The following is a 25,914-nucleotide window of genomic DNA, read 5'->3' as shown; positions in this document are numbered from 1 at the left end:
TTCTTTGAAAAGGAGGAAAATTTATGGAAACGTTCGATGATTTTTTAGCGACGATGGACGATCCGGAGCAACGCGCGAAGCTTGCAGACGTGTTCATCTGGGTGCGCGAAACGTTCCCCGAGCTCAACGAACGCATTGCCTGGAATCAACCGATGTTCACCGACCACGGCACGTTCATCATCGCGTTCAGTGTGGCCAAAGCGCACTTCGCGGTCGCCCCTGAAGCGGTCGCACTCGAACAGTTCGCGGACCGAATCAAGGAATCCGGCTACACGCAGACGAAACAGCTGTTCCGCATCAAATGGAATCAAGCCGTCGATTTTGAGCTATTGCGTGACATCATTGCCTTCAATATACAGGACAAGGCGGACCACACCTCGTTTTGGCGCTAAGACGCGGCAAAGCCCCCCCACGACAGTCGTCGCGGGGGCTTGTCGTCATGCGAATGAACGCATCAAGTTCGCCATCTCGATGGCCGCTGTTGCCGCTTCCCAGCCTTTGTTTCCGGCTTTCGTCCCGGCCCGCTCAATCGCCTGCTCAATCGTCTCGGTCGTCAAGACACCGAAGATGACCGGTACTTCCGACTGATAGCTCGCTTGAGCGACACCTTTTGCCGCTTCGCTGCAGACGTAATCGAAGTGCGGCGTCGCCCCGCGGATGACGGCACCTAGTGTGATGACCGCGTCATATTTCTTGCTCATCGCCATCTTTTTGGCGACGAGCGGAAGCTCGAACGCGCCCGGGACGAATGCGAGTTCGACGTCGTCTTGTTCGACGCCGTGGCGCTTGAGCGCATCTTTTGCCCCGTCTAACAGACGCATCGTGATGAGATCGTTGAACCGTCCGACGACGATCCCCACTTTTAACCCTTTACCGACCAAGTTTCCTTCAATTGTATGCATCATCTGTTTTCTCCTCCAAAGTGATTCATTTTTTGTTGTTTCGTCATTCGGTACTTCTCGTTCGCCGCATGTTCCCCGACGATAATCGGCACCCGTTCGATGACGGTAATGCCACACGCTTCAAGCGCGTCGACTTTTTCCGGATTGTTCGTCATGAGACGGACCGTCGTCACCCCAAGGTCGCGGAGCATCGCCGCGCTCACCCGATAGTCACGCAAGTCGGCGTGGAATCCGAGCGCAACGTTCGCCTCGACCGTATCAAGCCCTCGTTCTTGCAGTTCGTACGCCTTTAACTTATTGAGCAGACCGATGCCGCGCCCTTCTTGTCGCATGTACAAGATGACACCACCTTCGGCTTCCACTTTCGCCATCGCTGTGTCCAGTTGTGGCCCGCAATCACATCGGTGGGACCCGAACACGTCTCCGGTCAGACATTCAGAATGAATCCGGACGAGCGGCGCGTGTTCAAGCTCATTTTTGACGAGGGCGACGTGTTCTTCCCGGTCGAGGACGTTCCGATACCCGATCAATCGGAAGTCCCCTTTCACCGAGGGGAGCGATACGTCCGCCTCTCGTTCGACGAGGTCCGTCTCCATATAGCGGACGAGCGCCTCGATCGTGATGAATTTTAAATCGTGTTCTTTGGCGACGCGTTCAAGGTCCGGCACCCGGGCCATCTCGCCGTCCGAGCGGATAATCTCACAGATGACGGCGACCGGTTCACTTCCGGCAAGTCGCGCCAAATCGACCGACGCTTCCGTATGTCCGCGGCGGACCGAGACGCCACCTTTTTTCGCGATGAGCGGGAAGAGATGACCGGGACGTTGGAAATCGGCAGGACGGGCATTGATGTTCGCGAGTTCGCGCACCGTATGGGCCCGTTCGCTCGCCGAGATGCCCGTCGTCGAATCGACGTGGTCGACACTGACCGTGAACGCCGTCCCGTGAGGATCGGTGCTGTTCGTGACCATCGGTTGCAAGTCGAGCCGGACCGCCACTTCTTCAGCGAGAGAGGCGCAGACGAGCCCTTTCCCTTCCGTGATGAGAAAGTTCATCGTCTCCGCTGTCATTTTGTCCGCGAGGACGACGAAATCTCCTTCGTTCTCCCGGTCCTCGTCATCGACAACGATGATGGGGCGTCCCATCTTTAAATCTTCGACTGCTTCTTTGATTGTATGGAACATTACCATCCCGCCTTCCCATATCCTTGTGACGCGAGCGATTCAAGCGTCATCGGTTTTTGACTTACGAGTTTTTCCATATATTTAGCTAACATGTCACATTCCAAATTGACCGGATCCCCTGCCTGCTTCATTCCGAGCACCGTCTCACTGTACGTATGCGGGATAAGCGACAACGTGAATCCACGTTCCGTGACGTCAAACACCGTCAAGCTCGTCCCGTCGACCGAAATCGAACCTTTCGGGACGATATACCGGAGAATTGCGGCATCACAGCTGATGTCGATATACACCGCGTTCGCGAGCGGGCGTTTCTTGACGATCCGTCCGACCCCGTCGACGTGACCAGAGACGAAGTGCCCGCCGAATCGACCGTTCGCCGGCATCGCCCGCTCCAAGTTCACCCGCGTACCAGGGCGGACCCCGTCGAGACTTGATGCCTTGAGCGTCTCGGGCATCACGTCGACCGAAAACGTCCGGTCATCAAACGTCGTCACGGTGAGGCAAATCCCGTTGACCGAGATGCTGTCACCAAGCTTCACGTCCTGCAAGACGATGTCACCCGAGAGTGTGAGTCGAAGCGACGGGCCGTTCCGTTTCACCGCTTTGATGCTACCGATTTCTTCAACGATTCCCGTGAACATTGGACTCCCCCTTTCGCATGATAAGTTTAATATCGTTGCCGATCGTCTCGACGGAACGAATGTCAAAGTGTTCAATCGCATCGAGCGGACCGTCATGATGTGAGCGGTAGAATCCCGCCTTGCCGCCGAAGACGCGTGGAGACTGATACATGACCCATTCGTCGATGTAACCCCCGTCTAAAAGGGACGTCACAAGCGTTGGACCGGCCTCAATAAGGAGACGGCCAACGCCTCGGGCGTATACATCTTCAAGGACATGCTCGAGCGTCGTGTAGTCGGCGAGTTCGACGCCGCGCGACTCGAGTGCCGCGCGACGAGCGTCATCGTCTGACGTCGTATAGACGAGGACGGGTACTTCGTTCGCCGTCCGGACGAGCTGACTCTCGTGCGGCACGTTCAACTCCCGGTCTAACACAACGCGTCGTGGCTGTCCGGTCGGGCGGTCGAGCCGCACCGTAAGCGCCGGGTCGTCCGCCATGACGGTCCCGATTCCGGTCAACACTGCGTCGACGTTCGCCCGTAACGTGTGAACGTCAAGTCGGGCTTCTGTCCCAGTCACCCATTTGCTCTCACCTGTCTCAAGCGCGACTTTCCCGTCGAGGCTCGTCGCCGTCTTCAAGATGACGTACGGGCGCTTCGTCTCAAGCGAGCGTAGGAATGCAGGATTGAGCGTTCGCGCCTCACGCTCGAGTAGGCCAACCTCGACTTCGATTCCCGCTGCCTTTAACCGGGCAATCCCGCGACCGGCGACGAGCGGATTCGGATCTTCCATCGCGATGACGACACGACGAACGCCCGACTCGATTAAGAGGTCTGCGCACGGCGGCGTCTTCCCGTGATGCGAGCATGGCTCGAGCGTGACATAAACGGTTGAACCATACGCAGACGCCCCGGCCATCTGGATTGCGTGTACCTCGGCATGCGGCTCACCTGCCTTCAAGTGAGCACCAAATCCGACAATTCGGTCGTCTTTGACGACGACGGCACCGACGAGCGGGTTGACCCCGGTCTGTCCGTCCGCGTACTTGGCCAATTGGATGGCATGTTGCATGTACTGTTTCATAATCTCCCTCCTTGTTTCGTACAAACAAAAAAGACCTGAAGGACATGTCCTCAAGGTCTCGGTGGGAGGTGTCAGCCGTATTTGGGCAAGCCAAATAAACGTTTTCTTTACAGAAAAGCGTACGACGAACTACAGGTCGCGCGGACCTGTCGATTTTCCTTCTCCCATCCAGACTATACTGTCGGCTCTAGAGTCTCACTAGATCCACCGTTCGCACACGTGCGCCCGGGTCACGGACTTAAGGCGTTGGCCTATCACCGCCGGTTGGGACTTTCACCCGACCCCGAAGGAATATTTGTTTGTACGCCTCAACTGTAGCGCAAAACAAAGAGGACTGCAAAATAAAATGCGTAAAAAAGCGCCGCTCCTGTGAGCAGCGCCGACAAATTAAGCTAAGAACAAGACGACGAGAATCCCGACTGTCCAGCAATAGAACGAGAAGTACTTGAGCTCGCCTTTGGCCATGATGTGTTGGAACCATTTCAGCGACACGGCCGTCAAAATGTACGAGGCGATGAACGCCACGATGAGCGGACCGAACAGTTCGCGCGTCTCCGGGTTCGTGAACAGTGCCGGTCCGTCTAATAGAATCGTGCCGAGACTGACCGGGATGAACATGAAGAACGAGAACCGAAGCGCCGTCTCTTGTTTGATCCCAAGAAGGAGCGCCATGACGATCGTCGCCCCCGACCGGCTAATGCCCGGGATAAGCGCGGCCGCCTGGGCGAGCCCGATCAAGATGGCATCACGGAGCGTGATTCCGCCGTCGCCCTTACTTCCCCGCATGTTGCGGATGAACCAGAGGGCGAGGCCCGTAATAATCAACGTGTATCCGACCGTTGAGACACCACTGAGCGTTTCGCCGATCCAGTCACCGAAGACGACTCCGAGCACGCCGGCCGGCACCGTCGCCACGAGCAACAGCCCGATGAACTTGACGTCAACCATCGTGTCGTCGCTACGATCTTTTTTAAACAAGAACGTCCAAAGACTGACGACGAGGCGGACGACGTCTTTCCGATAAATCGTCAACACGGCGAGGAGCGAGGCGAAGTTAACAAAAATCTCGAACGACAGCCCAGGCAACTGAATGTTGAACAGCTCTTGGAAGATGACCAAGTGCCCGCTCGACGAAATCGGAATCGGTTCGGTAAAACCTTGAATCACACCGAGCAATAAGTAAAATAACCAGATTGTCATATCAAATGTTCCTCTTTTCTATTTTCACTCAATGCGGCTATTTTAGCAGACTCTGTCTTACACTGACCACTCTTTGAAAAAAATCATATATTTTAAAAACTTTTATTGATTAGTCTGAAAATTAAATTTATTATAGAAGGGTACTCAACTGGTGCAACGGCGATGACCCCATTGTCCAGTTGGGTACTTTTTTGTGCAATAATATTACATTTAACCCATTTATAAAACTTTTTGTTTACATTTGGAATTAAATATTATTTAATTTGTAATAGAACTGTTACCCTTTTTTCAAATTATGGATAAGACTTTGGTCCTATCCCTATTTATTTCGTACTAAAAAAACTTCAAAAATCGGCTTATAATTTGGAAAAATTGGCCGATAGTATGATTGTAGAAGCAATTTTATCACCTTTGTCGGTTCAGATATGAGTCCATGGAAGGAGGAACCATCATTGAGTCAATCGCTATCCACTAAATCCCATCACTTGTCCACCGAACAGCAGAGGATGATCCACTGCATTCGCCTCCTCGGTGACTTGCTGAAGGAACGTCCTCGTCGTTCTGTCTATCGTCGGTTCGCGATGGAACAAAATTGGCCGTCGCCAGAGTCGATCATCCGCCAATTCGGATCGTGGGCCGAGGCGCTTGCCATCGCCGGTTATGAATGGCATGGTGAGACGACTGTCGATTTCCCTGACAAGATGCCGAAGTATACGCGCGATGACATTATCGAGACACTTGCACTCTACTCGCGTGATATGGGTTCAATCATCACGCTGAAGAAGTATCAGGAATGGCGGAAACTTCACCCGAAGGCCCCAAGCCACTATCACATCGTCAAAACGTTCGGCTCTTGGCATGATGCCTGTGCCGAGGCAGGTCTTGAAGCGAGTGTTACCTACTCAAAGTCAGAACTCTCGAACGCGCTTCGAGAAGCGATTCACGAGATGGGCTTCTCACTTTCGTTCGAAGCGTATCGTGAATGGGCGAAACGCAACAACAAACCTTCGACAAAAGCGATTTTACACCGGTACGGTTCTTGGTCGGCTGCGATTCATGCGGTCGAATCTGAAATTTTCGGTTCGAAATTATAATCTTATATATATATAAAAGGAGAATCCGCCGAGGATTCTCCTTTTTTTATTGGGCTCGTTCCGTTGAAGTATCTCGGTAATGGGCGACACGGTCACGTCCGTTGAACTTCGCTCCGACGTACATCGCCCGGTCGGCGTTCCGAAGCACCGTGTCGAGCTCGTCAAACTCGTGAATCGTTTCAATCCCGATACTCGCCGTCACGTGAACTTCGACCCCTTCTGTTCCGAAGGAGTGGACCTTCAACGCTTGACGGATCTTTTCCCCTGTCCGCATGGCCGCCAGCTCGTTCATCCTCGGAAAGACGAAAACGAACTCTTCCCCACCGTAGCGTGTCACAAGATCCCCACTCCGGACGAGCCGCGTGAAGAGCGCCCCCGCCTCAATCAACACTTCGTCACCGAATGCGTGTCCATACGTATCGTTGACCGACTTGAAATGATCGAGGTCAATCAAGAAGATTGACAACGGATAGGAGGCGACATCGTTCATTCGTTCTTTCGTCCATCTTCGGAGTGCCCGCTGGTTCGGAAGACTGGTAAGTGGGTCGGTCAGACTTTCATGTTGCAACCGGTCCCGTTCGTCAATCCGTTCGAGCGACCAGGAGAGCGTCTTCAAAAGACGATGCAGTTCAACAGCGAGCGCTTCTTCGTATGCCCCATTTGCCGTCGTCGAAATCATAAAGCTGACGGCATTCGTCGAGCTGTGCACCGGCTGGATGCCAAGAGCCGAGTGATGAAGCTCACTCTGATGAGCTAACAGCTCAGGATGCCATTCGTGCAACGAGTTATATAAAAAGTACGGTTCAGAGGCATCCCGATATCGTTCGAGGGTATAGGCGTCCGGAATGGCTCGATCAATCCGTCCGGTCATGTCATAGAACGTCCGCACGTCTTCTCGGTTCACTTGAATCCAACCGCGCTCAACTTCAACGATTTCGCGAAGCCCGTTCCAAAACTTCTCGATGAGAAGGGACTCATTGTCGATGCGGTACAACTGTTCTTTCAATCGCTCGATTTGATCGACCTTCGTCTGCGTCTCTTCCGTTTCCGTCGCTTTTGAAAGACTCATCTTCAAGAGGGACAAGACAAAAAAGGTTCCAATCAAACCGACATAGCCGAACAGTTGATACGCCTCAATTGCGACCATCGTGAACAACAACTCGAGCGAGACGACGAGCCAGTCGAAACGAAGGAGACGCCACATGATCGGTAGCGGAATCCGCTCTCCAACTAAGAATCGCGACAAAAAGAAACTACATCCGAGGACGAGATAGAGCGTCGCAAAGAACGCAAGGAGCGCCGTCCCTTGCTCGAACAAGTGGACCGAGGTACCAATCTCACCACCGAACTGCAAGTAGACAAGGCCTGGCACGAGGAGAAGTGACGCTTCAATCAACGTATTTAGCGGATAAAAATGAATGAATCGACGTCGCCCGACTTTTGTACTAAACGAACGCGCCTGAAACGTCAATAATAAAAGTTGACCCATGACGAGTGCGGGGACGAGTCCATATAAAAAGAACGTCATGAAGACGAACATCTCATGGAACGTAAAGTGAAGATGCCGACGCTTGAGCGGGTTCATAACGAACAAAGCACCGAGGGTATAAATAAAGCCGAAGAGCGTCCATTCGAACGCCCCCATGTTCTGCCACGTGGCGTAACCAATCCCGGTGAAGACGAGCGACCATGATACCCAACTCCGAACAAGATATTTGCGAAATCGCACCGTCTTTCCCCCTTCCAACTGATCGTTCGTTTACAGTATGAAGGGTTTTGGTGAAAGATTCCAGCCGTTGTTTGAAAGTTGTGACAATAAAAAACCGTGACCGAAGTCACGGTTCACTCGTTATTTTGCTTTCAAGTACGAAATCCCAATCGATCCCGACCCCGTATGCGCCCCGAGGAGCGGCGCGAGCGTATCAACTCGAATCGGGACTTTGTCCCCGAGTTGCTGTTTCCACGACTCGGCCAATTCCGGCACGTTGCCGTGGAAGATGGAGACGTCTTTGCATTCGCCTGACTCGATAGCGGCACGGATAACCTCGAACAAATGAGCCTGCGCTTTCTTATACGTTCGTACCGTTTGATATGGGACGATCAACCCGTCTTCAAAACGAAGCACCGGCTTTAATTGAAGCATATTGCCGATGAGCGCTTTCGATTTCGAGATGCGCCCACCCTTTTGCATTTGCGTCAAGTTTTGAAGCGTCAACTCGATGCGGACGTCCTTCACGCGCTCTTGCATATACGCCTCGACGTCTTCAAGCGCGTCCCCACGCTCGACGCGCTCGATCAACTCCTCAAGTAAAAGCCCCATCGTGTAGATGCCGGCGCGCGAGTCGATTGCGAGTAATTTAAACTCAGCAATTTCCGCTCCTTGGACCGAGGCCGAGTACGTCCCACTCAATTCCGATGACAAGTGGATGGCGATTCCCATGTCATATGTCTGTTTCAACTCTTCGTATATCGTGACGAAGTCCCCGATCGCTGGCTGACTCGTCGAGACACGCTCGCCCGCGTCAATCCACTCGTATACCGTCTCCGCATTGACTTCAATGCCGTCTTTATATGGCGTGTCCCCTTTCACGACGTAAAGCGGAACGATATGAATGTCAGGGTGGTTTTGAATCGAATCTGGTAAGACGACCGTACTGTCCGTAATATAAGCAATCTTCATCATGCATTCTCCTCCATACAAAAATTAGTACCTGGTAATATTATTTTATCACAGTTGAAGCGGTTTCACTATTTTTTGAAAAATGTACCCGTCTTCTCGAAATGTTCAAACGTATTCGCCACCATTCCTTTGAAATCGGGTACATAATCCATAACGGACAAAGGAGGAATTGTGATGATTCGACTCGAGCATGTGTCAAAAACGTATAAGACGGGCGACGTCGAGACGGCCGCGTTGAAAGACGTCGATGTGACGATTCAAGATGGGGCGTTCGTCGTCATTTTGGGACCGAGCGGGAGCGGCAAGAGCACGCTTTTGAACGTCATCAGTGGGCTCGACACGGTCACATCCGGTACGATTACGTTCGATGAGACCGTGTTGACCGATTTGACGCCGGAACAGATGACGGCGTTTCGACGCGATCATCTCGGTTTCATCTTTCAACAATACAATTTGCTCCAAAACTTGACCGTCTATGAGAATGTTCAAATCGGAGCCGATTTGACGGACGACCCGCTTCCAATTGATTCGTTACTCGATCAGGTCGGTCTCCAAGGCGCTCGAGACAAATATCCGTACCAGCTGTCCGGCGGGGAGCAACAGCGCGTCTCGGTTGCCCGGAGTCTCGCTAAAAACCCATCGATCGTTTTCTGCGACGAACCGACCGGCTCGCTTGACGAGGACAATTCGAAAAAAGTGCTCGAGCTGCTCGAACGATTGAATGAGACGTATGGGAAGACGATTGTCCTCATCACGCACAATACCGGCATCGGGGCGATGGCGGACGACGTCATAAAGATGAACTCCGGACGCATTATTGAATTGACACACAATCCGGTTCGACAAGCCGCTCGCGACATCCATTGGGGGTGAGACCGATGCTGTATAAAAACGTATGGAAGACGCTCGCCGGCAAATGGATGCAACTCGTTGCCATCGCCGTCATCATCGTCATGAGCTCGCTCACGTATACGATGATGTTCTACGGTATCAGTGGCATCGAAGTGCCGACCGAGCAGTATTTGAAGTCGTCGAACCAAGAAGACTTCGCCGTCGAGATGCTCAACCGCGTCACCGAAGAAGAAGCGCGCGACCCTCGCATCGCCGCGCTCGTCGCAGGCGGCTCGTACACGCTCGCCGACGTGAAGCGGCTCGAACCGGACGCGTTTGACGCGCTCATGAAAGAGCGGATTGAGGCGGTCTCGCGACAAATACCGGACGCCACGCTCGAACTGCGCGCGTTCAAACCGATTTCCTACTCGCTCAACGGCCGGGAGCACCGCGGCCTCATCTTAAAAGAAGCGGATACAATTAATCTGTCCTACCTCGAGACGGGCGCACGTCCGACCGCCGACAACGAAATCGCCATCAACGCCAAATACGCCGAAAAAAACGACATCGCGATCGGATACACGCTCGACATCAATACCCCGTTCACGGTGAGCGGATTCGTCTTGTTCCCAGACTATACGCTCCCGCTCTTTGACGACAACTTTTTCAACCTTGACGCCGGCACCCAGACGCTCCTCCTCATGACGGATGCGGCATACGAGGCGACGGTCGCCCCAGAAGCGTTCCGGCTCGCTGGCGTGACGGATCGTGACGTGCCCGATGTCGAGTTGCCGTTCGTCATCTCGGTCATGGAAACGGAGAACATCATCCGGAGCGGTGCCATCTATAGCGAAATTTCATCAGGGAAAGCGATGGCGCTTGGATTGAGCCTCTTCATCGTCTCCATCGCCGTCATCATCGTCGCCATCCTCATCTCGAATATGCTTGAGGCCGAACGAGGACAAATCGGACTATTAAAAGCGCTCGGTTATAGCCGGCGCCACATCGCGTTACCGTATTTGGTGCTCATTCTCGTGTTCGCGACGGTAATGCTTGTCATCGGCTATTTCCTCGGTCTCTATTTCGCGGAGCCGTTGAAAGATTTGTATCTCGACTTTTACTTGTTGCCGTCGACGACCATCGCTCAAAGCCCGTTCGTTTTTTTGACGGCCGTGTTTGCTCCGCTCCTATTCTTTGCGCTTGTCGCCGGGGCTGTCATCTATAAACTGATGGGCGAAAGTGCCCTCGCGCTTCTCTCGCCGCGCGACAACATCTCGCTCAACCGACTCAGTCGAATCGTCAGCCGTTTGTTGCGAGGCGCCCGTGGCAAAACAAAGTTCAAGTATTTATACGCCGTCAAAAGCACGGGCAGCTTCATCATCTTCTTTTTCGGCATCTTGTTCTCGACGCTCCTCATCGTCTTCGCCCTTATGATGAACGGGGCCGTCGACCGGATGACTTCCGGCGGGTTGAATGAGGCCGGTTACGAATACGAGGCGTACACGACGACACAGCCCGAGCTGTCGGACGGGCAAGAGCCGTTCCTCACCTATCCGTTCGCGTTCGTCGCCGATAAGCTCGTTACGCTGAAAGGGCTTGAGGCCAACAATACGCTCTACCCGCTACAGGACCGCTCAGGCAATCCGTTGGCTGTCTCCCCAGACGGTGTGATCATCTCGGAGCCGCTCGCTTTGAAAGAGCGCCTGTCCGTCGGTGATACGCTCGACGTCTCATTCGACGGGGAACAGGCTTCCTACGAAATTCTTGGAATCGCCAACGACTTCTCTGGCGACATCGTCTATCTACCGCGAACGGTGTTGAGTGAGACGCTCTCGGACGGTGTCTCTCGTGACCAATTCAACGGGATTTATGCAACCGAGCGCCCGAGTGCCACGGACTACCCGACAATCGTGTCGCGCCAGGGCATGATGGAACAGTCGCAGTCCATCAATGCGTATATGAACCTGATGATGAACGTCTTGATTGGAGGCTCCGCATTGATTGCGTTCAGCATCTTATTCGTCTTGACGGCGCTCACCGTCGAGAAGAACTATTATGTCATCTCGCTTTTGAAAGTAATGGGCTATGACCGGCGCGAAGTCCGTTCGATGATTCTCGACAGTTATTTCGTCTACGCGCTCGTCTCGGCACTCCTCAGTATCCCGATCGCGCTACTAACGCTACGGCTCATCGTCCTCGTCTTCGCCGAAGATTATGGGCTCGTCCTCCCGCTCGAGTTCGAATGGTGGTACGCCGTCTATACGCTTTTAGCAGTCGTTCTCCTCTTCTTCGCGAGTACAATGGTCAGCCGGAAAAAAATTGACCAAATCCCGCTTCAAGAAGTATTAAAGACGTATCAAGAATAATTTGTCTCAAAATAGGGCATAATAAGAGAAGAGACCGGGCCTCTCTCCTGAGAGGCCTAACTATTTAGAAGAGGATGATTCATATGAACCGTACACAAGTGTTGCTTGCCATTCCAGGAAACTGGTCATCGGCCGAGGCAGTCAACGAACAAATCAGTTTACATAGCGAAGGTTATACGATGGCAGGTCTCCTGCTACTCGAGGACGAGACGGGCAAGGCATTCACGGTCGAGGTCGTCGAACGCGACCCTGCGCTCGCCGAGGCAATGATTCACGCGAGCACGAGCGGCTTCACGCCGAAGATCGCGAAAGGACTCGCTCGTCACACGCACATCGTCTATTTAATTGTCGACGTGAACGACGTCTCCGATATCGCGGCAGCTCGTCGCGCGGCGAACGCGCTCTTAAACGCCGGTGGCCTCGGCGTGATGGTCGAGACGGCAGGTGTCGCTTACTCAAAAGACGAATGGCAAGAGTCGAAAGAAGAAGACCTCGCCCTCGATTACTCTCTGCTCACGGCAATCACGGAAGAAGAGACGGCCTACATGTCATGGGGTATGAAAGCGTTCGGTCAAGCCGACGTCGCCGTCCCGTCGACGCTTGACGTCGAGGACGCGATTCATGTCATCCATTCGTTCAACTTCCACTTAATTTCAGGTGGTTCGATGTTCGGAGACGGCGACCGTTTCGCATTCGACGATGGCAGAACGTTCACGGTCGAGATGGGTGAAGATGAGCGTACGTCGATTGACAACTTGCTTCATAATCCTTTTGGTTTAATCTACCTTGTGCCACAAGGAAGCGAATAATAACGATGCCGAGAATTCCGTACAGGAATTCTCGGCAGTTTTTATATCGTCTTCATTTTGCCCAGACGTCATAATACGATTCATGGCGCTCAAACTGATTTTTCGTGAACGGGCAGAGCGGGATGATCGTCTTTCCTTCTTTCCTCGCATATTCGACAACAGCCGAGACAAGCTGTTCCCCGATTCCTTGTCCACGTAGCTCATCACCTACACGCGTATGATCAACAATCAATTTATCGGGTCCCGTCGGCACGTAGTGCAGTTCCGCTTTTGGACGTGTCACATCCCCAACGTAAAATAAATTGTCTTTGTGCTGGATTTCCATTTGACTACTCCTTTCACGAACTTGCTTCTGAATCGATTTTTAATGGGAGAAAGAAATACGCATGCTCAGTCCAGTCCATCTCTTTCATCAAGATGTCAAATGACGTCTCAAGAAAACCTTGCACGTGATCAGCTGTCTCCTCGTGGAGCGGTAAGAAAAACTCACTTTTCTCAGCGTCATAATAAGCTGAACTTGGCTTCAGCGAAGATGTCGGTAACTCACGAAACAGAAATGGATAGGGAAGAACGAAGTAACTGGGGCGATCCACTACCTCGTCACCTAACCAAAAGCCAAACTCAATCATCTGCTCGTCAAACGCAACACGCTCGATGATTTTATCTTCCGGAAAAGGTTGTTCGATGCTATAAACGACAAGGGATGACACGTCGAATGTGCCCCAAAACAGGGCCGGTTTGACTTTCCGACAACGAAGTTTCGCCAAATAAGTGAGTTGTTCATGGGCCGCGTGTTGAAATAAACGGAAGCCCTGGCGCGCAAAGGTTTGATCAAATACGAGCGGTGTCTCGTCTTCGTCCAATCGACCGGTAAACGACATTTCCTGCGGTTTCGGGTTGATGGAGACATGGATCCCTTCGGTTCGTAAAATATGAAAGATTGCCTCGTAATAGCCTTGAATCGTCTTCCCGGATTCGATGGAAACGGAGTCTGTATGCTCGTCCACATGTACATCGATCCGGGCTTCGAGTATATGCACATCGAGCTGGAGTGTCCGCTCTCCTGCCATCAATAGTCCCGTCGTAAAACCATGAACGGTGAGTGGCAAGGAAACGTGACCCCACTGCGGTTCAGGAGGGGCCAATTCCAAGCGGATTTTACCCAAGATTTGCGAGATCAAATGCAACGTCAATTTCGTTTCTTTCCACTGGGAATGGAGTGGAATTAACACGATTCATCACCCTTTCATCCTTTGCACGCACTGAACCACTTGTTCAACATATAGTTGTGGAACTTTACCCATTTGAGAATGAAAAGAACCCCTTACCACGTGGAGGGATAAGGGGTAATGGTTATGTGTTGCGCATTTCTTGAATCCGTTCGAGTTGATGGGTCAGCTCGCCAATCGGCACGAACCGAGCCCGACGAAGCATCTCTTTTCCATTCATGAAATATAAGACGACAGGTACGGTGAAAATTGAATATGCGCCGGCGACGTCCGGTACTTCATCCGAGTCGACCGCGACGGACGTGATTTGGGGGAACGCGGTCAGCATGTCCTCGACTTGTGGCTTAAGCGCATGGCAGACACTACATCCCGAGCGTGAGACGTAGACGAGAAGCTGTTCTGTCTCCGATATCCGTTCTTTCAAGGCATCAAGCGTCGTCACACTTTCCATGTTCATCCCTCCTTCCGTTACGCGTCGAGCCAGAGCACCCCGACCGTCTCGAAGCCAGCGTGGACCGCGATTGACGGGCAGAAGCGCGTGCGCACGACGTCAAGTGTCGGCAGTTTCGATTCGATGAGCGCGACGAGGTCGTCTTGCATCGACGGAGCGAGCGCCGTCTGCACGAAGACACGGTTGTCCTTCACCCCGTTCGCGGCGTGACGACGTTCGAGCTCGGTCACCATCTCGGCGTACGCTTTTTTCAAAGAGCGCGCCTTTTTGAACGGGATGACTTTCCCCGTCTCGTCGAGCGTGATGATCGGCTTGATATTTAAGATGTTGGCGAGGAACAACTCGCCTGACGAAACGCGGCCACCACGGCGCATCGTTTCCATGTTGCCGATAATCATAAAGAAGTTCTTCTTATCACGCCACGCTTCGAGCAAGGCGACGATTTCTTCTGGAGACTTCCCTTCTTCTTCAGCGGCACGCCCAAGGCGGACGAGCTCTTGCTGGGCCTCGAGTGCGGCGTGCGAGTCGACCGTATACACGTTAAAGCCAGCCGCTTCGGCTGCTGCGCTCGAGTTTTTCACCGTCGAGCTCAACCCGTTCGAGCAGTGGACCGCGATGGCACAATCGTAACCGTCCTCTTTCAACCGTTCGTACCGGGCGATAAAGTCACCGAAGATCGGTTGCGACGTCTTCGCTTCTTTCTTCTGTTCAATCATATAGCGATGCAAGTCTTCAAGTGAGAGGTCGGTCTCGCTATATCCGCTGCCGTCGACAATCAATTGAATCGGGACGATTTCGACGCCGAGCGATGCCGCCTCTTCTTTCGAAAAGTTAGCCATACTATCTGTGATCCATGCGATTTTTGTCATAAGTCCAAGTCCTCCAGTGGTCGTTCTGATTTATCTTCTCTCATTATACATGATTTCACGCGCCTCTTGGCCGATGAAAAAAGCAGGACGATCTAGATCGTCCTGCCCGAGTCATTTTGTCGAAATCAGTTTCGTCTGGGCGAACTCGTCGTGCGGGAGTTCGACGTCCTTGTTCGACTTCATCTGTTGAAGCGCCCGAAGAAGCGGGAGACCAAGCGTCGCCGGATAGACGACGTCTTTATAAAGCGTCCGCTTTACGACTTGCTCAAGTGAGAGTGGACGACCGTCCTGACTGACGACTTTGATGCCGACAACCTGATCGCCGATCGTTTGGCCGTTTCGGTTTAAGAGGAAGTACACCTCCCCAGCAATCGTGACGAGGGTCGGTAAGTAATAACGCTTCACTTCTTTTTTGGGCCAAATTGCTTTACGAATGGAACTTTCAATCAGTTTGGCCGGTGTTTGAAAAATGAGTTGATCGATTTGACTGGCGACGGCACGCTTCCAGATTGGGACTGCCACGGTCATCATCCTTTCGTTTCGGTTCTAGCCTTTCAATTCCTCTTTTGGCTTTGCTTGAAACGCGGAAAACGGGCATCCGGAACGGGCGAACAAGTTTGGCGTCACAATCCGGTCTTCGTAATGTTGATGGAACACGTGCGTCGCGGCCGGTGAGAGAGGCGGGATGAGCCAGCTCCACTGACCCGTGACGCCACGCCCAGCGTCCGTCTCGTTCTTCTCGAAACGCTTGAACTGTTTGGCAGCCGTATGATGGTCGACAATGGTCACACCGGCCCGCTCAAACGACTGCAAGACGGCGATGTTCAACTCGATGAGCGCACGGTCACGCCAAAGTGTCCGCTCTTTCGTCGTATCAAGCCCGAGCGACGCACCGACGAGTGGCAACAAGTTATAACGGTCGGCGTCGGCCAAGTTGCGCGCCCCAATCTCGGTTTCCATGTACCAGCCGTTGAACGGCACCGACGTGAAACGGAGTCCTCCGATTTCAAGTTCCATATCGGCGATGGCCGGGACCGCATGCCATTGGATGGTCCGCCCGTCAAATAAGTCACAATCCTCATGACGGATTTCGACTTCGAGCACTGCATCGTCCGGCAATTCGTACAACCGCACGTCGTTCCCGTCCGTGAGAAGGAGCGGCAACACGTCAAACGCCGTCCCGGCACCGCGCCAACCGAGCCGTTCGGCTTGTTTCGTCATGTTGAGCGACAACGGGTCCCCCATGATTCCTTCCGCTGTCTCATAGCCGGCATAACGGATGAGCTGGCTGTTCAAAAGACGAAATTCGTTCGGGAGAACGGTCATCGTCGAGCGGATTTTGCCGCCGTTCGTGGCGAAACGGAGATGGTCGACGAGCACATTGAACACCTCGTCAAACGTCGTCACGTCACGGGCGTCACGCACGTGTAGCGTCTGCCAGAACAGTCGGCCGATGCAGCGGTTCGAGTTGCGCCAGGCGAGCTTCGCGCCTTCGGTCAACTCCTCGGTCGTCAGCGTATACGTGCCCGTCCGCTCGATTTCCGCTTCCACTTCCATCAACCGTTCAGTCTGATCTCCTGTCAATTGTGAGAAAAAGTCTCGTGCTGCCTGTTCCATCATGTCTATCTCCTCTTCATATCTGTCCTTCTCATCTTATAGAACTTGGGAGATGTGCATCAACTGAATTGTTTAGGTGGATATGTTAATTTTTTGAACCATGACAAAAGACCACGGAAAACCGTGGTCTTAAAAGGTTAAGGCTGTTTCACAACGACTGTCGCGTACGCCGGTACCTCGACGTAGCCCGAGACGCGTTTAATCGTCTTCGTGCCTGCCTGGTTCCCGTCGACGATCACGTTCCACTGCCCAGACGGGAGTTTCACTTTGACCGCTTTCGCGTTGGCGTTATGGGTGATGAACAAGTCTTTCTTCTGCCCTGGTGCCTTGTCGTCAATCAAGTATGTGATGACGTTCGGCTCAGCACGGTAGAACTTGACGTTCTTCTTGACGTCTTTCGCGTCTGTCATGCGAAGGCCTGGGTTGGCTTTACGCATTTCGATTAACCCTTTCATATACTGGACGTCCGCCTTTCGGTCGGCTGCACGTTTCCAGTCTATTTGGTTAATACGGTCTGGCGACTTGTACGAGTTGTGGTCGCCTTCTTTCGTCCGCATGAACTCTTGGCCGGCATGGATAAACGTCGTCCCTTGGCTCGTCAAGAGGATGCTTGATGCGAGACGGTGCATCTTCGTCCGATCCGCTTCAGACGTCTCTGGGTTCGTGAGTTCAAGCTTGTCCCAAAGCGTGTGGTTGTCGTGCGCTTCGACGTACGTGATGGCCTGTGTCGGTTGCTTCGTGAAGCCTTTGATTGTAGCGTTATAGTCAATCTCACCGACAATCCCGGTCTTCATGCGGTTCTCAAGACCCTCTTTTCCGTTGATGAAGCCGTTGTCCGTGTCGATGAAGACGCTGCCTTTCAAGCCGTCACGGATGTTGTCGTTAAAGTGGGCGACGCCAGGCATCTTGTAGGCGTTCTTTTGATTTGCTTTCAATGCCGGGTCAAGCGGTGTACCGAGATCCCAACCTTCGCCGAAGACGAGGATGGATTTGTCGACCTTATCGAGCGCTTGACGGACTTTGTTCATCGTATCGACGTCATGGATGCCCATGAGATCGAAGCGGAACCCGTCCCACTTATACTCGGTTGCCCAGTACACTGTCGAGTCGACGATGAGCTTTTGCATCATCTTCCGCTCTGAAGCCGTGTCGTTTCCGACGCCGGTCCCGTTCGCGAAGTCGCCGCCTGCTGTGTAACGGTAGTAGTAGCCAGGAACGATTTTGTGAAGGTTCGACGCCTGAGCATCGAACATATGGTTGTAGACGACGTCCATGACCGCGCGCAAGTTATGGTCGTGGAGCCCTTGAATCATTTCTTTCAATTGCGTGATGCGAACTTTCGCGTCATACGGGTTCGTCGAATATGACCCTTCTGGCGCGTTATAGTTTTTCGGATCGTAACCCCAGTTGTATTTCGCGTCCGGGTTCGTCTCATCGACCGATGCTGTATTATAGTCGTACACCGGGATGAACTGGACGTGTGTCACACCGAGGTCTTTGACGTGGTCGAGGCCCGTCTTCGTATTCGTTTTCTTGCCGTTCTCAATCAAACGTGTACCCGGTTGAATGACACCGAGGTATTTGCCTTTATGGCGAATGCCTGAGTCGTATTGGTTCGACGTTACATCGAAGATTGAGAAGTCACGGACGTGCGTCTCATAAATAATCGCGTCCGTCGATTGCTTTAATTGAGGCTTCATATTGTTCCAGCGTTTCGGGTTCGTTTCTTTCAAGTCAACGATGACCCCTTGGTCGCCGTTCACGCCGACTGCTGTCGCATACGGATCGACCGCACGGACGTTGCCTGAAGCGTGCTTGACGTTATACGTGTAGCCGATGCCATCAAGGTCACCGCGTACTTCTGCAATCCATGTGCCGCGTTCCCCACGCTTCATTTGAATCGTTTTCTTGATGTCTTGATCGTTTGCCGGTCGGTCTTTCGGCATGTTCCAAAGCTCGAGTTTGACGTCTTGGGCTGTCGGGGCCCATAAGACGAAGTTCGTTTTCGACTTTTGGTATGTGACGCCGAGCTTACCGTTATAGGCATACTTCGCGTCGAACTCCGGTGAACGGAGCACGTCACCCGCTTGGAGCACGCGTTCCCCGAACGTCGGGTGTGTCGCCGTGATGACTTTCGTCAAATCGATGTCTTCGTTGAATTGAATCGTGACCGATTTGTCCCCCGTTACCTCGACTGATTTCACGTTCGCTCCATTGACTTTCAATTCTTTCGCGAACGAAGCATCGATGGTGCGGTTGAGCGTGAGCTTCGCCGTGCGGAACGTCGTCGCCTCGAATGCGACGATTTTCGGTGAGCGATCGATTTCAGGCTCTGAATAATAGATGGTCGACTCGCCTTCGACGAGCCAAATCTCTTTCGCCGTGCTGAGTGCAAAGCGGTCTTCACCGTCTTTTTCAGCCCACTCGCCTTTTTTCGTGATGAGGCCGATCAGTTTTTTCGCGTCCGGGTTCGCGAACTTCACGTTCGCCACGGCACCAAATTCGTCCGTCTCATCGAACGCGATACTCTGTCCGTCTCCGCCGTCCGGCCAAGTCCAAAGACCCCAGTCCGTGTATGTATTGTCATAGCGGAAATAGTGTACTTTCATGTCGACTTCCGTCTTTGCCGTGTCCCCGTCCGGATTCGACGTATAAATCTTCGAGTCCCCCGACTTAATCCACACTTCGGCGACGCCATCTTTGATCATGTCGCTCGTAATGAAGCGGTCGTTCTCAGACCCTTTGTCTTTGTCCCAATTGTCCGTTCGGACGATGAGACCGAGTCGTTCTGGTGAATCGACCGGGAATTCGTAGGCCGCCACCTTTCCAAAGTCGTCTTCCCCATTGAAGGCGAAGCCTTTATTCGGGAAGTAATCTGGGTTATTCGCCCAAAGCCATAAGTTCCAATCCGTCTGGTTGCCAGGTGCTTCTTGATAGTGGACGACGACTAACGTCGACTTGCCTTTATCAAGGGCCGATGCTGCCATCGGAAACATCGACAGAATCAGTGCAAACGTTAGCACAACTGCCCATACGGGTTTCCATTGCTTGTTGACCATGTGGGTCCCTCCTTGTAGCATGAATTTGAGAAAACGCTTACACAAAAATTGTAAACGTTCCCATTTGTAAATACAATGTTTTTCTAAAGAATAGGTAATGACGCCTATTTTACCTTCTCATTCGGAATAATAAACAAAAACGGCGCCCAATTCCTTCGGACGCCGTCTGACTTAATTTCCGTACTTCTTGAACAATTGATAGTTCTTGTTACCGCCTGACAAGTTGTAGACGTTGGTGAACCCGAGGTTGCGAAGCACGTTTTGTGCCGCGTTCCCTGTCACGCCACCGTTACAGTAGACGACGGTCGGTTTGTCTTTGTCCATATCTTTTGCCGCCGTCCGCAGGTCCCCAAGTGGGATATTCACCGCACAGTCGACACACGCCTTCTCGAACTGTGAGGCTTTGCGCGTATCGATAATCTGCATATCCTCACCCGCATCAATCCGTTTCTGCAACTCGCCTGGTGTGATCAGTCGTGCCGCTTCGTCCATACTGTTCGCGAGCGCCATCCCTGTATACATGACCGGGTCCTTCGTCGTCGAGAACGGTGGCGCGTAGGCAAGGTCGAGGTGGAACAAGTCATCGACTTTCGCTTTGAACGTCATCGCCGTGACGAAGACATCGATTCGCTTGTCGACCCCATCGAAGCCAACGATTTGAACGCCGAGCAACTGGCGCGTCGCCCGGTCGCCGATCGCTTTGATCGTCAAATCTTTTCCACCCATATACGCCGGCTTGTCCGGTTTCGTGTTATGGAGTACTTCAACCTCATAGCCGAGTTCGCGGGCTTCACGCTCCGAGAGGCCCGTCTGCGCAACGGCTTGACCGAACACTTTGAAAATGCCCGTACCGAGAATACCGCGATGCTCGAGGTTACCACCTGTCAACAAATCACCGAGGGCACGGCCCATTTTGTTTGCTGTCGAGCCAAGCGGACGCCAAATCGGTTTGCCTGTGACGAGTGAGAAGCTCTCGGCGACGTCACCGGCCGCATAAACGTTCTTTACGTTCGTCTCCATCCGCTCGTTAATGGCAATCGCACCGGTCTCTCCGATGTTGACGCCAATCGACTTGGCGAGTTCCGTGTTCGGACGGACACCGACCGAGAGGATGACGAGATCGGTGTCAATCGTCTTGCCGCTTTCCGTGACGACACGCTCGACGTGCCCATTCCCGACGAGTTCCGTCACCGTCTCGCCGAGTAAGAGTTTGATGCCATTCTTCTCGAGATGCTCCTCAACACGGCACGCCATATCCTTATCGAGTGGCGGCATCACTTGCGGAATGCGCTCGATGACCGTGACGTCAACCCCTCGTAATTTCAGCTGTTCGGCCATCTCGAGCCCGATGAATCCGGCTCCGATGATCGTCGCATGCTTCGGGTCCGTCGCATCGACAAAGTTTCGCGTCGTTTCCGCGTTTTGGATATTTCGAATCGGGAAGACGTTGTCCGAATCGACGCCTGGAATCGGCGGGATGATGCTTGAAGCGCCAGTGGCGAGAACGAGGCGGTCGTAGCTGTCTGTGAATGTTTCCCCCGTCTCGAGGTTCTCGACCGTGAGCGTCTGGGCCTCATGATCGATCGCCGTCACGTTATGACGCGTCAACACATCAAGCTGATAACGCTTCTTGAAAAAGGCCGCGTCACGCGGTGTCAAATCATCACGTGATTCGACTTCTCCACCTACGTAATACGGGATACCGCAACCCGAGTACGAGATGTCAGAATCGCGATCGTAAATGGTGATTTGGGCGTCTTCGTTATTCCGGCGCGCCTTCGCCGCAACCGATGTCCCGGCAGCAACTGAACCGATGATAACTAATTTCATAATGAACTCTCCTTAATAAAGTAATAGGCTGATATACAATCCAAGCAAGGTGATGGCGAGCGTCGGAATCGTCAAGATGATTCCGACTTTAAAGTATTGCCCCCAACCAATCTTGAGTCCTTTCGAACGGAGCACGTGAAGCCAAAGAAGCGTCGCGAGCGATCCAATCGGTGTAATCTTCGGACCGAGGTCGGATCCGATTACGTTTGCGTAAATCAAGGCTTCCCGAATCTGACCGGTCGTATTCGTCAAATCGATGGCGAGCGCGTCAATCATGACGGTCGGCATGTTATTCATGACCGATGACAAGATGGCCGCCAAGAAACCCATCCCGAACGTCGCTGTGAAGGCATTGACGGCGAACCAGTCAATAAAGTTAGCGAGCACTTGCGTGAGGCCAGCGTTTTGCAACCCATAGACGACAATATACATCCCGAGCGAGAAAAACACGATGGCCCATGGTGCGCCGCGAAGGACCGCTTTCGTCCGCACCGCCGGAGAACGATTTGCCATCGCGAGGAAGAATACAGCGATGACCCCGGCGACGATGGAGACAGGTGAACCGATGATGTCGCTCGTGAAGTAGCCAATGACGAGCAAACCGAGCACGACCCACGACATGCGGAACATCCGATGGTCTTTAATGACCGAGGCAGGTTCGACAAGTTTTGAGACGTCGTATTGTTTTGGGATATCCTTCTTAAAGTATAGGTAAAGGACGAGCAAACTCCCACTGACGGCGAACACGTTGACAAACATCATTCGAGCCGCGTATTCGGCGAATCCGATGCCAAAGAAGTCAGCCGAGACGATGTTGACGAGGTTCGAGACGACGAACGGCAAACTCGCCGTATCGGCGATAAAACCTGAAGCCATGACGTACGCCAAGACGACTGCATCTGGCAGTTTGAGCGCCCGTACCATCGCCAGCACGATTGGCGTCAAGATGAGGGCTGCCCCATCATTCGCGAACAACGCTGCGACAAGCGCTCCGAGGAGCGTGATATAAACAAATAGCTTCACCCCGCCACCTTTGGCGATACGGGCCATGTGTAACGCCGCCCATTCAAAGAATCCAATCTCGTCTAAAATGAGCGAGATGACGATAATGGCGATAAACGTAAACGTTGCATTCCAAATGATGCCCCAGACGGTGCCGACGTCACTAAAATCGACAACACCCGTAACTAAGGCGACGACGGCCATCCCCATCGCCGAGTAACCGATCCCGAGACCTTTCGGTTGCTTAATGATGAGGAAAAGCGTCACCAAGAAAATGATACTAGCAATCCACTGCACAATGAGATCCTCCAATAGTGTCTATTTCTGTTCGATTAACAAGTTTGTTGCAGGCCACGAAGCACGAGGCTTGCGCCATCTTCGGTCGATTCAACGTCAAGCGTGACGTTCTCCGCCATCGTTTCGGCGTCTTTGGCAACGGCGAAGGTGAGTCCGTCGAAGTCTTTCACGTCGTCGGTCGCTTCTGGCGCGGCGATGTGGAGGCCGAGAGTGGGTCCACAGCATCCTGCCTCGGTACAGATTCGTACAGATTTCGTTTCTTCCTCCGTGAGTGCTGCTTTCATAAAGTCGATTGCCTCATTTGTCACATTCATTTGATTTCCTCCTTGAATAGTTGAGATAGTGTCGGATAACCAATCAGCTTTCGTTCTTGCCACGCTAAGAGGGTCGGTCGCGGATACGCGTGCACCCGCTCGAGCCAAGGCGTTTCGCTCGCGACTTTCGCCGTCAACAACTTACTTTTCACGTCGAGTGGCGTGAACGTTTGGTTGACGACCCAAGCAAACGGCTGCATCTGCGCCCGTTCCAAATCGGCTACGAGCCGTTCGGCCTCATACACCGGTGTCGCCTCTGGTAGCGTCGTAATCACGACGTGTGTCTGTTTCGGGTCACGCAGTTTCGGTAACAGCTCGCGTACCGCCTCTGGGACGACACCGGTCGAGCGTTCGAGCTCGCGGTGATAGCTCTCGGTCGCATCCAATAAAAGAAGCGTATGACCAGTCGGCGCCGTATCGATGATGACGAAACGATCTTTCGTTTTCGCCACTTGGGCGGCGAAAGCGCGGAAAACGGCAATCTCCTCGGTACATGGTGACCGTAAATCTTCCTCGAGCATCAAACGCTGCTCTTCCGTCATCTCGCCTGCTTCCCGAAATACGTCGGACCGATAGTTCTCGATTTCAACTTTCGGGTCAATCGCATCGACCGTGAATGTCTTGGCCACGTCTTCTCCAATTGTGAACGCGACATGTGCCGCCGGATCGGTCGTCGTCAAGTGGACGGCATGCCCCCGCTCACTGAGCGCGACAGCGATGAGCGAGGCGAGTGTCGTCTTGCCGACCCCACCTTTCCCCATCGTCATAACGACACTTGGACCGTCCGCTTCAATCGCGTCGACGAGCCTGTCGATCGAACCATAACAGCTCGTGTCATACCGTTTGTCCGGTACCATGACCGTCTCGCCGTTCACCCAGCGCCGCAAGGCAGGCACGCCGACCAAATTTTCGTATGCATACGGGAGCGTGAACGTCTCAAGTTCGGTCAGGGAGACAGGTAGTTCATTGAGCGCTTCTTGTTGCCGCTCGATGAATACCGACGCGTAATGATCTGTGCCTTCCTCTTTTGAGACGACACCGTTGATGACGAGCTGCATACGCTCGATCCCGATGGCGCGGAGTTCCTTCGCGGCTCGGTCCGCCTCGACGAGCGTCGAGACCTCAGGGCGCGCAACGAGCACCAATGTCGTGACTTGCCCATCCGTGAGCGTCTCAACGGCTCGTTTGTACTGGGTTTGTTTGTCGGCGAGTCCGGCGAGCGGTCCAAGACAAGACGCACCGGTCGTGTTCGTCTCTAAAAATTCATCCCACGCGCTCGGAAGAGTAAGCAAACGGAGCGTATGTCCGGTCGGTGCCGTATCAAAGATGATATGGTCATATGTCGTCCGTGCCTCTTCTGACGTCAACAGTTCGGTGAACTGGTCAAACGCCGCAATTTCAACCGTGCATGCGCCAGACAACTGCTCTTCCATCGAGCGGATGGCGACGTCCGGGAGCACGCCCCGATACGGTCCGACCATGCGTTCCATGTATTGTTTGGCCGCCTCTTCCGGGTCGAAATTCGCAATCGAGAGCGCGGTACCCGGCACGTCACGCGGTGTCTCATCAAGCTCCATCTCAAACACATCCTGCAGGTTGCTCGCAGGGTCGGTCGAAACGAGGAGCACGGACTTTCCGCGGTCAGCGAGCGTCAAGGCGAGACTCGATGCCGTTGATGTCTTGCCGACCCCGCCTTTTCCTGTCAAAAACACGTAGCGCGTCGGATGGATGGTCTGAAAATCAAAGCGGTCCATCAATTGGCCTCCTTACTTTTTGAGCGTGATTCGGACTTTCGGTTTAGCGCCGTCCTCATTTGCGAACGCCGTGACCGGCAGTCCGGTCAGTTCGGCGATTTCGTCGTTCGTCAAATACGCGCCGCGCTTACGAATCGTGCCGTCGACAAGCGTGAGCGGCAACGTCTCAAGCCCTTGTTTTATCTCGTCTTGTACGAGCGGGTTCTCAACAAACCGGTTCGGCTCCGAGGCAAGGTTATACCGGGCGACGTCAAAACCGCGTTGTTTTAATACATAATGAACGGTCGCGATGCGTGTCAATTCAGGATCGATGGACGGACCGCACAATCCCGTCGGACAACACATGGCCGGCTCGAACACTTCTACTTTCATTTTCGATTCCTCCTTAGATGGCACAGTCGGTCTCACAACCACAGTCCGTCACTTCCGTCTCGATGTTGTTTAGTAACTCGATGACAATCGGATAAAACGGGCTCGTTTCGTTCAATCGATAGTGAATCCATTGTTTGTCGCGACGCTCTAAGAGGAGCCCCGCCTGCCGCATCATTTTCAAGTGACGACTGATGGCCGGCTGTGAGATATCGAAACAGTCGACGAAACTACAGGCACACTGTTCACCGTCTTGCATCTGTTTGAGCATCGTCAAGCGCGTCGCATCGCCGAGCACTTTGAGCACTTTGCTCAACGCTTCTGCTGTATGCATATCCATTCTCCTTATCTGT

25 protein-coding genes and 1 riboswitch are annotated in these 25,914 nt (G+C 53.1%); of the genes, 5 read left to right on the top strand and 20 right to left on the bottom strand.

Annotation, left to right across the window (positions count from 1 at the left end; genetic code table 11):
• Window positions 1-23: 23 nt before the first annotated feature.
• A complete protein-coding gene (locus KNP92_RS02785) occupies window positions 24-392 on the top strand; it encodes an iron chaperone (RefSeq protein ID WP_214836740.1) in 369 nt (122 codons plus the stop codon).
• A 45-nt stretch (window positions 393-437) separates the two neighbouring features.
• On the opposite strand, the gene ribH is transcribed toward KNP92_RS02785, so the two are convergent.
• The 5 genes from ribH to KNP92_RS02760 all read right to left on the bottom strand — a co-directional run bounded on the left by ribH (window position 438) and on the right by KNP92_RS02760 (window position 4,990).
• Window positions 438-905: a 6,7-dimethyl-8-ribityllumazine synthase gene (ribH, locus tag KNP92_RS02780; RefSeq protein WP_285801057.1), complete on the bottom strand. Its 468-nt coding sequence runs from the start codon at window positions 903-905 to the stop codon at window positions 438-440.
• Complete coding sequence (gene ribB / locus KNP92_RS02775; protein WP_214836738.1) at window positions 902-2,086, bottom strand: 3,4-dihydroxy-2-butanone-4-phosphate synthase; 1,185 nt, start codon at window positions 2,084-2,086, stop codon at window positions 902-904. Before ribB ends, ribH begins: the two co-directional genes overlap by 4 nt.
• Window positions 2,086-2,727, bottom strand: a complete 642-nt coding sequence (ribE, locus tag KNP92_RS02770; protein ID WP_214836736.1) for a riboflavin synthase — start codon at window positions 2,725-2,727, stop codon at window positions 2,086-2,088. The genes ribB and ribE overlap by 1 nt, the downstream gene beginning before the upstream one ends.
• Complete coding sequence (gene ribD / locus KNP92_RS02765; protein WP_214836733.1) at window positions 2,708-3,790, bottom strand: bifunctional diaminohydroxyphosphoribosylaminopyrimidine deaminase/5-amino-6-(5-phosphoribosylamino)uracil reductase RibD; 1,083 nt, start codon at window positions 3,788-3,790, stop codon at window positions 2,708-2,710. The genes ribE and ribD overlap by 20 nt, the downstream gene beginning before the upstream one ends.
• A 152-nt stretch (window positions 3,791-3,942) precedes the next feature.
• Window positions 3,943-4,085, bottom strand: a riboswitch (FMN riboswitch).
• 92 nt (window positions 4,086-4,177) lie between these two features.
• Entirely contained in the window at window positions 4,178-4,990 is an 813-nt protein-coding gene (locus tag KNP92_RS02760) for an undecaprenyl-diphosphate phosphatase (RefSeq protein ID WP_214836729.1), read from the bottom strand.
• Window positions 4,991-5,442: 452 nt separating this feature from the next.
• Between KNP92_RS02760 and KNP92_RS02755 the strand changes: the two genes are divergently transcribed.
• On the top strand, window positions 5,443-6,084 hold the full coding sequence (locus KNP92_RS02755; RefSeq protein WP_251136372.1) for a homing endonuclease associated repeat-containing protein: 642 nt from the start codon (window positions 5,443-5,445) through the stop codon (window positions 6,082-6,084).
• 46 nt (window positions 6,085-6,130) lie between these two features.
• Here the strand turns inward: KNP92_RS02755 and KNP92_RS02750 are convergent, their stop codons facing one another.
• Window positions 6,131-7,813 (bottom strand): GGDEF domain-containing protein, encoded by a 1,683-nt coding sequence (locus KNP92_RS02750; RefSeq protein WP_214836723.1) that lies wholly within the window; start codon window positions 7,811-7,813, stop codon window positions 6,131-6,133.
• 120 nt (window positions 7,814-7,933) lie between these two features.
• The gene (locus tag KNP92_RS02745; RefSeq protein WP_214836720.1) at window positions 7,934-8,764 is read right to left on the bottom strand and encodes a DegV family protein; all 831 of its coding nucleotides are present in this window, start codon (window positions 8,762-8,764) and stop codon (window positions 7,934-7,936) included.
• 174 nt (window positions 8,765-8,938) lie between these two features.
• Here KNP92_RS02745 and KNP92_RS02740 point away from each other — a divergent pair, with 174 nt between their 5' ends.
• The 3 genes from KNP92_RS02740 (at window position 8,939) to KNP92_RS02730 (ending at window position 12,770) form a co-directional block, all read left to right on the top strand.
• The gene (locus KNP92_RS02740) at window positions 8,939-9,637 is read left to right on the top strand and encodes an ABC transporter ATP-binding protein (RefSeq protein WP_214836717.1); all 699 of its coding nucleotides are present in this window, start codon (window positions 8,939-8,941) and stop codon (window positions 9,635-9,637) included.
• Between the two features lie 5 nt (window positions 9,638-9,642).
• Window positions 9,643-11,961, top strand: a complete 2,319-nt coding sequence (locus KNP92_RS02735; protein WP_214836714.1) for an ABC transporter permease — start codon at window positions 9,643-9,645, stop codon at window positions 11,959-11,961.
• 83 nt (window positions 11,962-12,044) lie between these two features.
• Window positions 12,045-12,770 carry a hypothetical protein gene (locus KNP92_RS02730; RefSeq protein ID WP_251136370.1) on the top strand — a complete coding sequence of 242 codons (726 nt, stop codon included), beginning with the start codon at window positions 12,045-12,047 and terminating at the stop codon, window positions 12,768-12,770.
• A gap of 52 nt (window positions 12,771-12,822) precedes the next feature.
• On the opposite strand, the gene KNP92_RS02725 is transcribed toward KNP92_RS02730, so the two are convergent.
• From KNP92_RS02725 to KNP92_RS02665, 13 genes are all read right to left on the bottom strand, one after another.
• The gene (locus tag KNP92_RS02725) at window positions 12,823-13,095 is read right to left on the bottom strand and encodes a GNAT family N-acetyltransferase (RefSeq protein ID WP_214836708.1); all 273 of its coding nucleotides are present in this window, start codon (window positions 13,093-13,095) and stop codon (window positions 12,823-12,825) included.
• Between the two features lie 13 nt (window positions 13,096-13,108).
• Window positions 13,109-14,002, bottom strand: coding sequence for a DUF5996 family protein (locus KNP92_RS02720; protein ID WP_260564098.1), 894 nt, complete (start codon window positions 14,000-14,002; stop codon window positions 13,109-13,111).
• Between the two features lie 121 nt (window positions 14,003-14,123).
• Window positions 14,124-14,450, bottom strand: coding sequence for a thioredoxin family protein (locus tag KNP92_RS02715; protein ID WP_214836705.1), 327 nt, complete (start codon window positions 14,448-14,450; stop codon window positions 14,124-14,126).
• Between the two features lie 17 nt (window positions 14,451-14,467).
• A complete protein-coding gene (locus tag KNP92_RS02710) occupies window positions 14,468-15,319 on the bottom strand; it encodes a DegV family protein (RefSeq protein WP_214836702.1) in 852 nt (283 codons plus the stop codon).
• 111 nt (window positions 15,320-15,430) lie between these two features.
• On the bottom strand, window positions 15,431-15,850 hold the full coding sequence (locus tag KNP92_RS02705; RefSeq protein WP_214836699.1) for an RDD family protein: 420 nt from the start codon (window positions 15,848-15,850) through the stop codon (window positions 15,431-15,433).
• Between the two features lie 15 nt (window positions 15,851-15,865).
• Window positions 15,866-16,936: a nitric oxide synthase oxygenase gene (locus KNP92_RS02700; RefSeq protein ID WP_251136368.1), complete on the bottom strand. Its 1,071-nt coding sequence runs from the start codon at window positions 16,934-16,936 to the stop codon at window positions 15,866-15,868.
• Window positions 16,937-17,073: 137 nt separating this feature from the next.
• Entirely contained in the window at window positions 17,074-19,995 is a 2,922-nt protein-coding gene (gene pulA, locus KNP92_RS02695; RefSeq protein WP_214836694.1) for a type I pullulanase, read from the bottom strand.
• A gap of 171 nt (window positions 19,996-20,166) precedes the next feature.
• Window positions 20,167-21,825: an FAD-dependent oxidoreductase gene (locus KNP92_RS02690; RefSeq protein WP_214836691.1), complete on the bottom strand. Its 1,659-nt coding sequence runs from the start codon at window positions 21,823-21,825 to the stop codon at window positions 20,167-20,169.
• A 12-nt stretch (window positions 21,826-21,837) separates the two neighbouring features.
• Complete coding sequence (locus tag KNP92_RS02685; protein ID WP_214836688.1) at window positions 21,838-23,124, bottom strand: arsenic transporter; 1,287 nt, start codon at window positions 23,122-23,124, stop codon at window positions 21,838-21,840.
• A gap of 35 nt (window positions 23,125-23,159) precedes the next feature.
• A complete protein-coding gene (locus KNP92_RS02680; RefSeq protein WP_214836685.1) occupies window positions 23,160-23,438 on the bottom strand; it encodes a Fe-S cluster assembly protein HesB in 279 nt (92 codons plus the stop codon).
• The gene (gene arsA / locus KNP92_RS02675; protein WP_214836683.1) at window positions 23,435-25,192 is read right to left on the bottom strand and encodes an arsenical pump-driving ATPase; all 1,758 of its coding nucleotides are present in this window, start codon (window positions 25,190-25,192) and stop codon (window positions 23,435-23,437) included. The genes KNP92_RS02680 and arsA overlap by 4 nt, the downstream gene beginning before the upstream one ends.
• Window positions 25,193-25,204: 12 nt before the next feature.
• On the bottom strand, window positions 25,205-25,564 hold the full coding sequence (gene arsD, locus KNP92_RS02670; RefSeq protein WP_214836680.1) for an arsenite efflux transporter metallochaperone ArsD: 360 nt from the start codon (window positions 25,562-25,564) through the stop codon (window positions 25,205-25,207).
• Window positions 25,565-25,577: 13 nt separating this feature from the next.
• Complete coding sequence (locus KNP92_RS02665) at window positions 25,578-25,895, bottom strand: ArsR/SmtB family transcription factor (RefSeq protein WP_214836677.1); 318 nt, start codon at window positions 25,893-25,895, stop codon at window positions 25,578-25,580.
• Window positions 25,896-25,914: the final 19 nt, after the last annotated feature.

This window comes from Exiguobacterium sp. s122, from assembly GCF_018618475.1.
GTDB lineage: Bacteria > Bacillota > Bacilli > Exiguobacteriales > Exiguobacteriaceae > Exiguobacterium > Exiguobacterium himgiriensis.
The sequence above is the reverse complement of the archived record's forward strand: the minus strand, read 5'-3'. Positions and strand labels throughout refer to the sequence as shown.

Coding starts and splice junctions, on each gene's coding strand:
- KNP92_RS02760 (WP_214836729.1), bottom strand. CDS start 4,990: ATGACAATCTGGTTATTTTACTTATTGCTCGGTGTGATTCAAGGTTTT.
- KNP92_RS02725 (WP_214836708.1), bottom strand. CDS start 13,095: ATGGAAATCCAGCACAAAGACAATTTATTTTACGTTGGGGATGTGACA.
- KNP92_RS02680 (WP_214836685.1), bottom strand. CDS start 23,438: ATGAATGTGACAAATGAGGCAATCGACTTTATGAAAGCAGCACTCACG.
- KNP92_RS02665 (WP_214836677.1), bottom strand. CDS start 25,895: ATGCATACAGCAGAAGCGTTGAGCAAAGTGCTCAAAGTGCTCGGCGAT.
- KNP92_RS02745 (WP_214836720.1), bottom strand. CDS start 8,764: ATGAAGATTGCTTATATTACGGACAGTACGGTCGTCTTACCAGATTCG.
- KNP92_RS02735 (WP_214836714.1), top strand. CDS start 9,643: ATGCTGTATAAAAACGTATGGAAGACGCTCGCCGGCAAATGGATGCAA.
- KNP92_RS02730 (WP_251136370.1), top strand. CDS start 12,045: ATGAACCGTACACAAGTGTTGCTTGCCATTCCAGGAAACTGGTCATCG.
- arsD (WP_214836680.1), bottom strand. CDS start 25,564: ATGAAAGTAGAAGTGTTCGAGCCGGCCATGTGTTGTCCGACGGGATTG.
- KNP92_RS02690 (WP_214836691.1), bottom strand. CDS start 21,825: ATGAAATTAGTTATCATCGGTTCAGTTGCTGCCGGGACATCGGTTGCG.
- KNP92_RS02740 (WP_214836717.1), top strand. CDS start 8,939: ATGATTCGACTCGAGCATGTGTCAAAAACGTATAAGACGGGCGACGTC.
- ribE (WP_214836736.1), bottom strand. CDS start 2,727: ATGTTCACGGGAATCGTTGAAGAAATCGGTAGCATCAAAGCGGTGAAA.
- KNP92_RS02710 (WP_214836702.1), bottom strand. CDS start 15,319: ATGACAAAAATCGCATGGATCACAGATAGTATGGCTAACTTTTCGAAA.
- arsA (WP_214836683.1), bottom strand. CDS start 25,192: ATGGACCGCTTTGATTTTCAGACCATCCATCCGACGCGCTACGTGTTT.
- ribH (WP_285801057.1), bottom strand. CDS start 905: ATGATGCATACAATTGAAGGAAACTTGGTCGGTAAAGGGTTAAAAGTG.
- KNP92_RS02705 (WP_214836699.1), bottom strand. CDS start 15,850: ATGATGACCGTGGCAGTCCCAATCTGGAAGCGTGCCGTCGCCAGTCAA.
- KNP92_RS02715 (WP_214836705.1), bottom strand. CDS start 14,450: ATGGAAAGTGTGACGACGCTTGATGCCTTGAAAGAACGGATATCGGAG.
- ribD (WP_214836733.1), bottom strand. CDS start 3,790: ATGAAACAGTACATGCAACATGCCATCCAATTGGCCAAGTACGCGGAC.
- KNP92_RS02785 (WP_214836740.1), top strand. CDS start 24: ATGGAAACGTTCGATGATTTTTTAGCGACGATGGACGATCCGGAGCAA.
- KNP92_RS02700 (WP_251136368.1), bottom strand. CDS start 16,936: ATGGAACAGGCAGCACGAGACTTTTTCTCACAATTGACAGGAGATCAG.
- ribB (WP_214836738.1), bottom strand. CDS start 2,086: ATGTTCCATACAATCAAAGAAGCAGTCGAAGATTTAAAGATGGGACGC.
- pulA (WP_214836694.1), bottom strand. CDS start 19,995: ATGGTCAACAAGCAATGGAAACCCGTATGGGCAGTTGTGCTAACGTTT.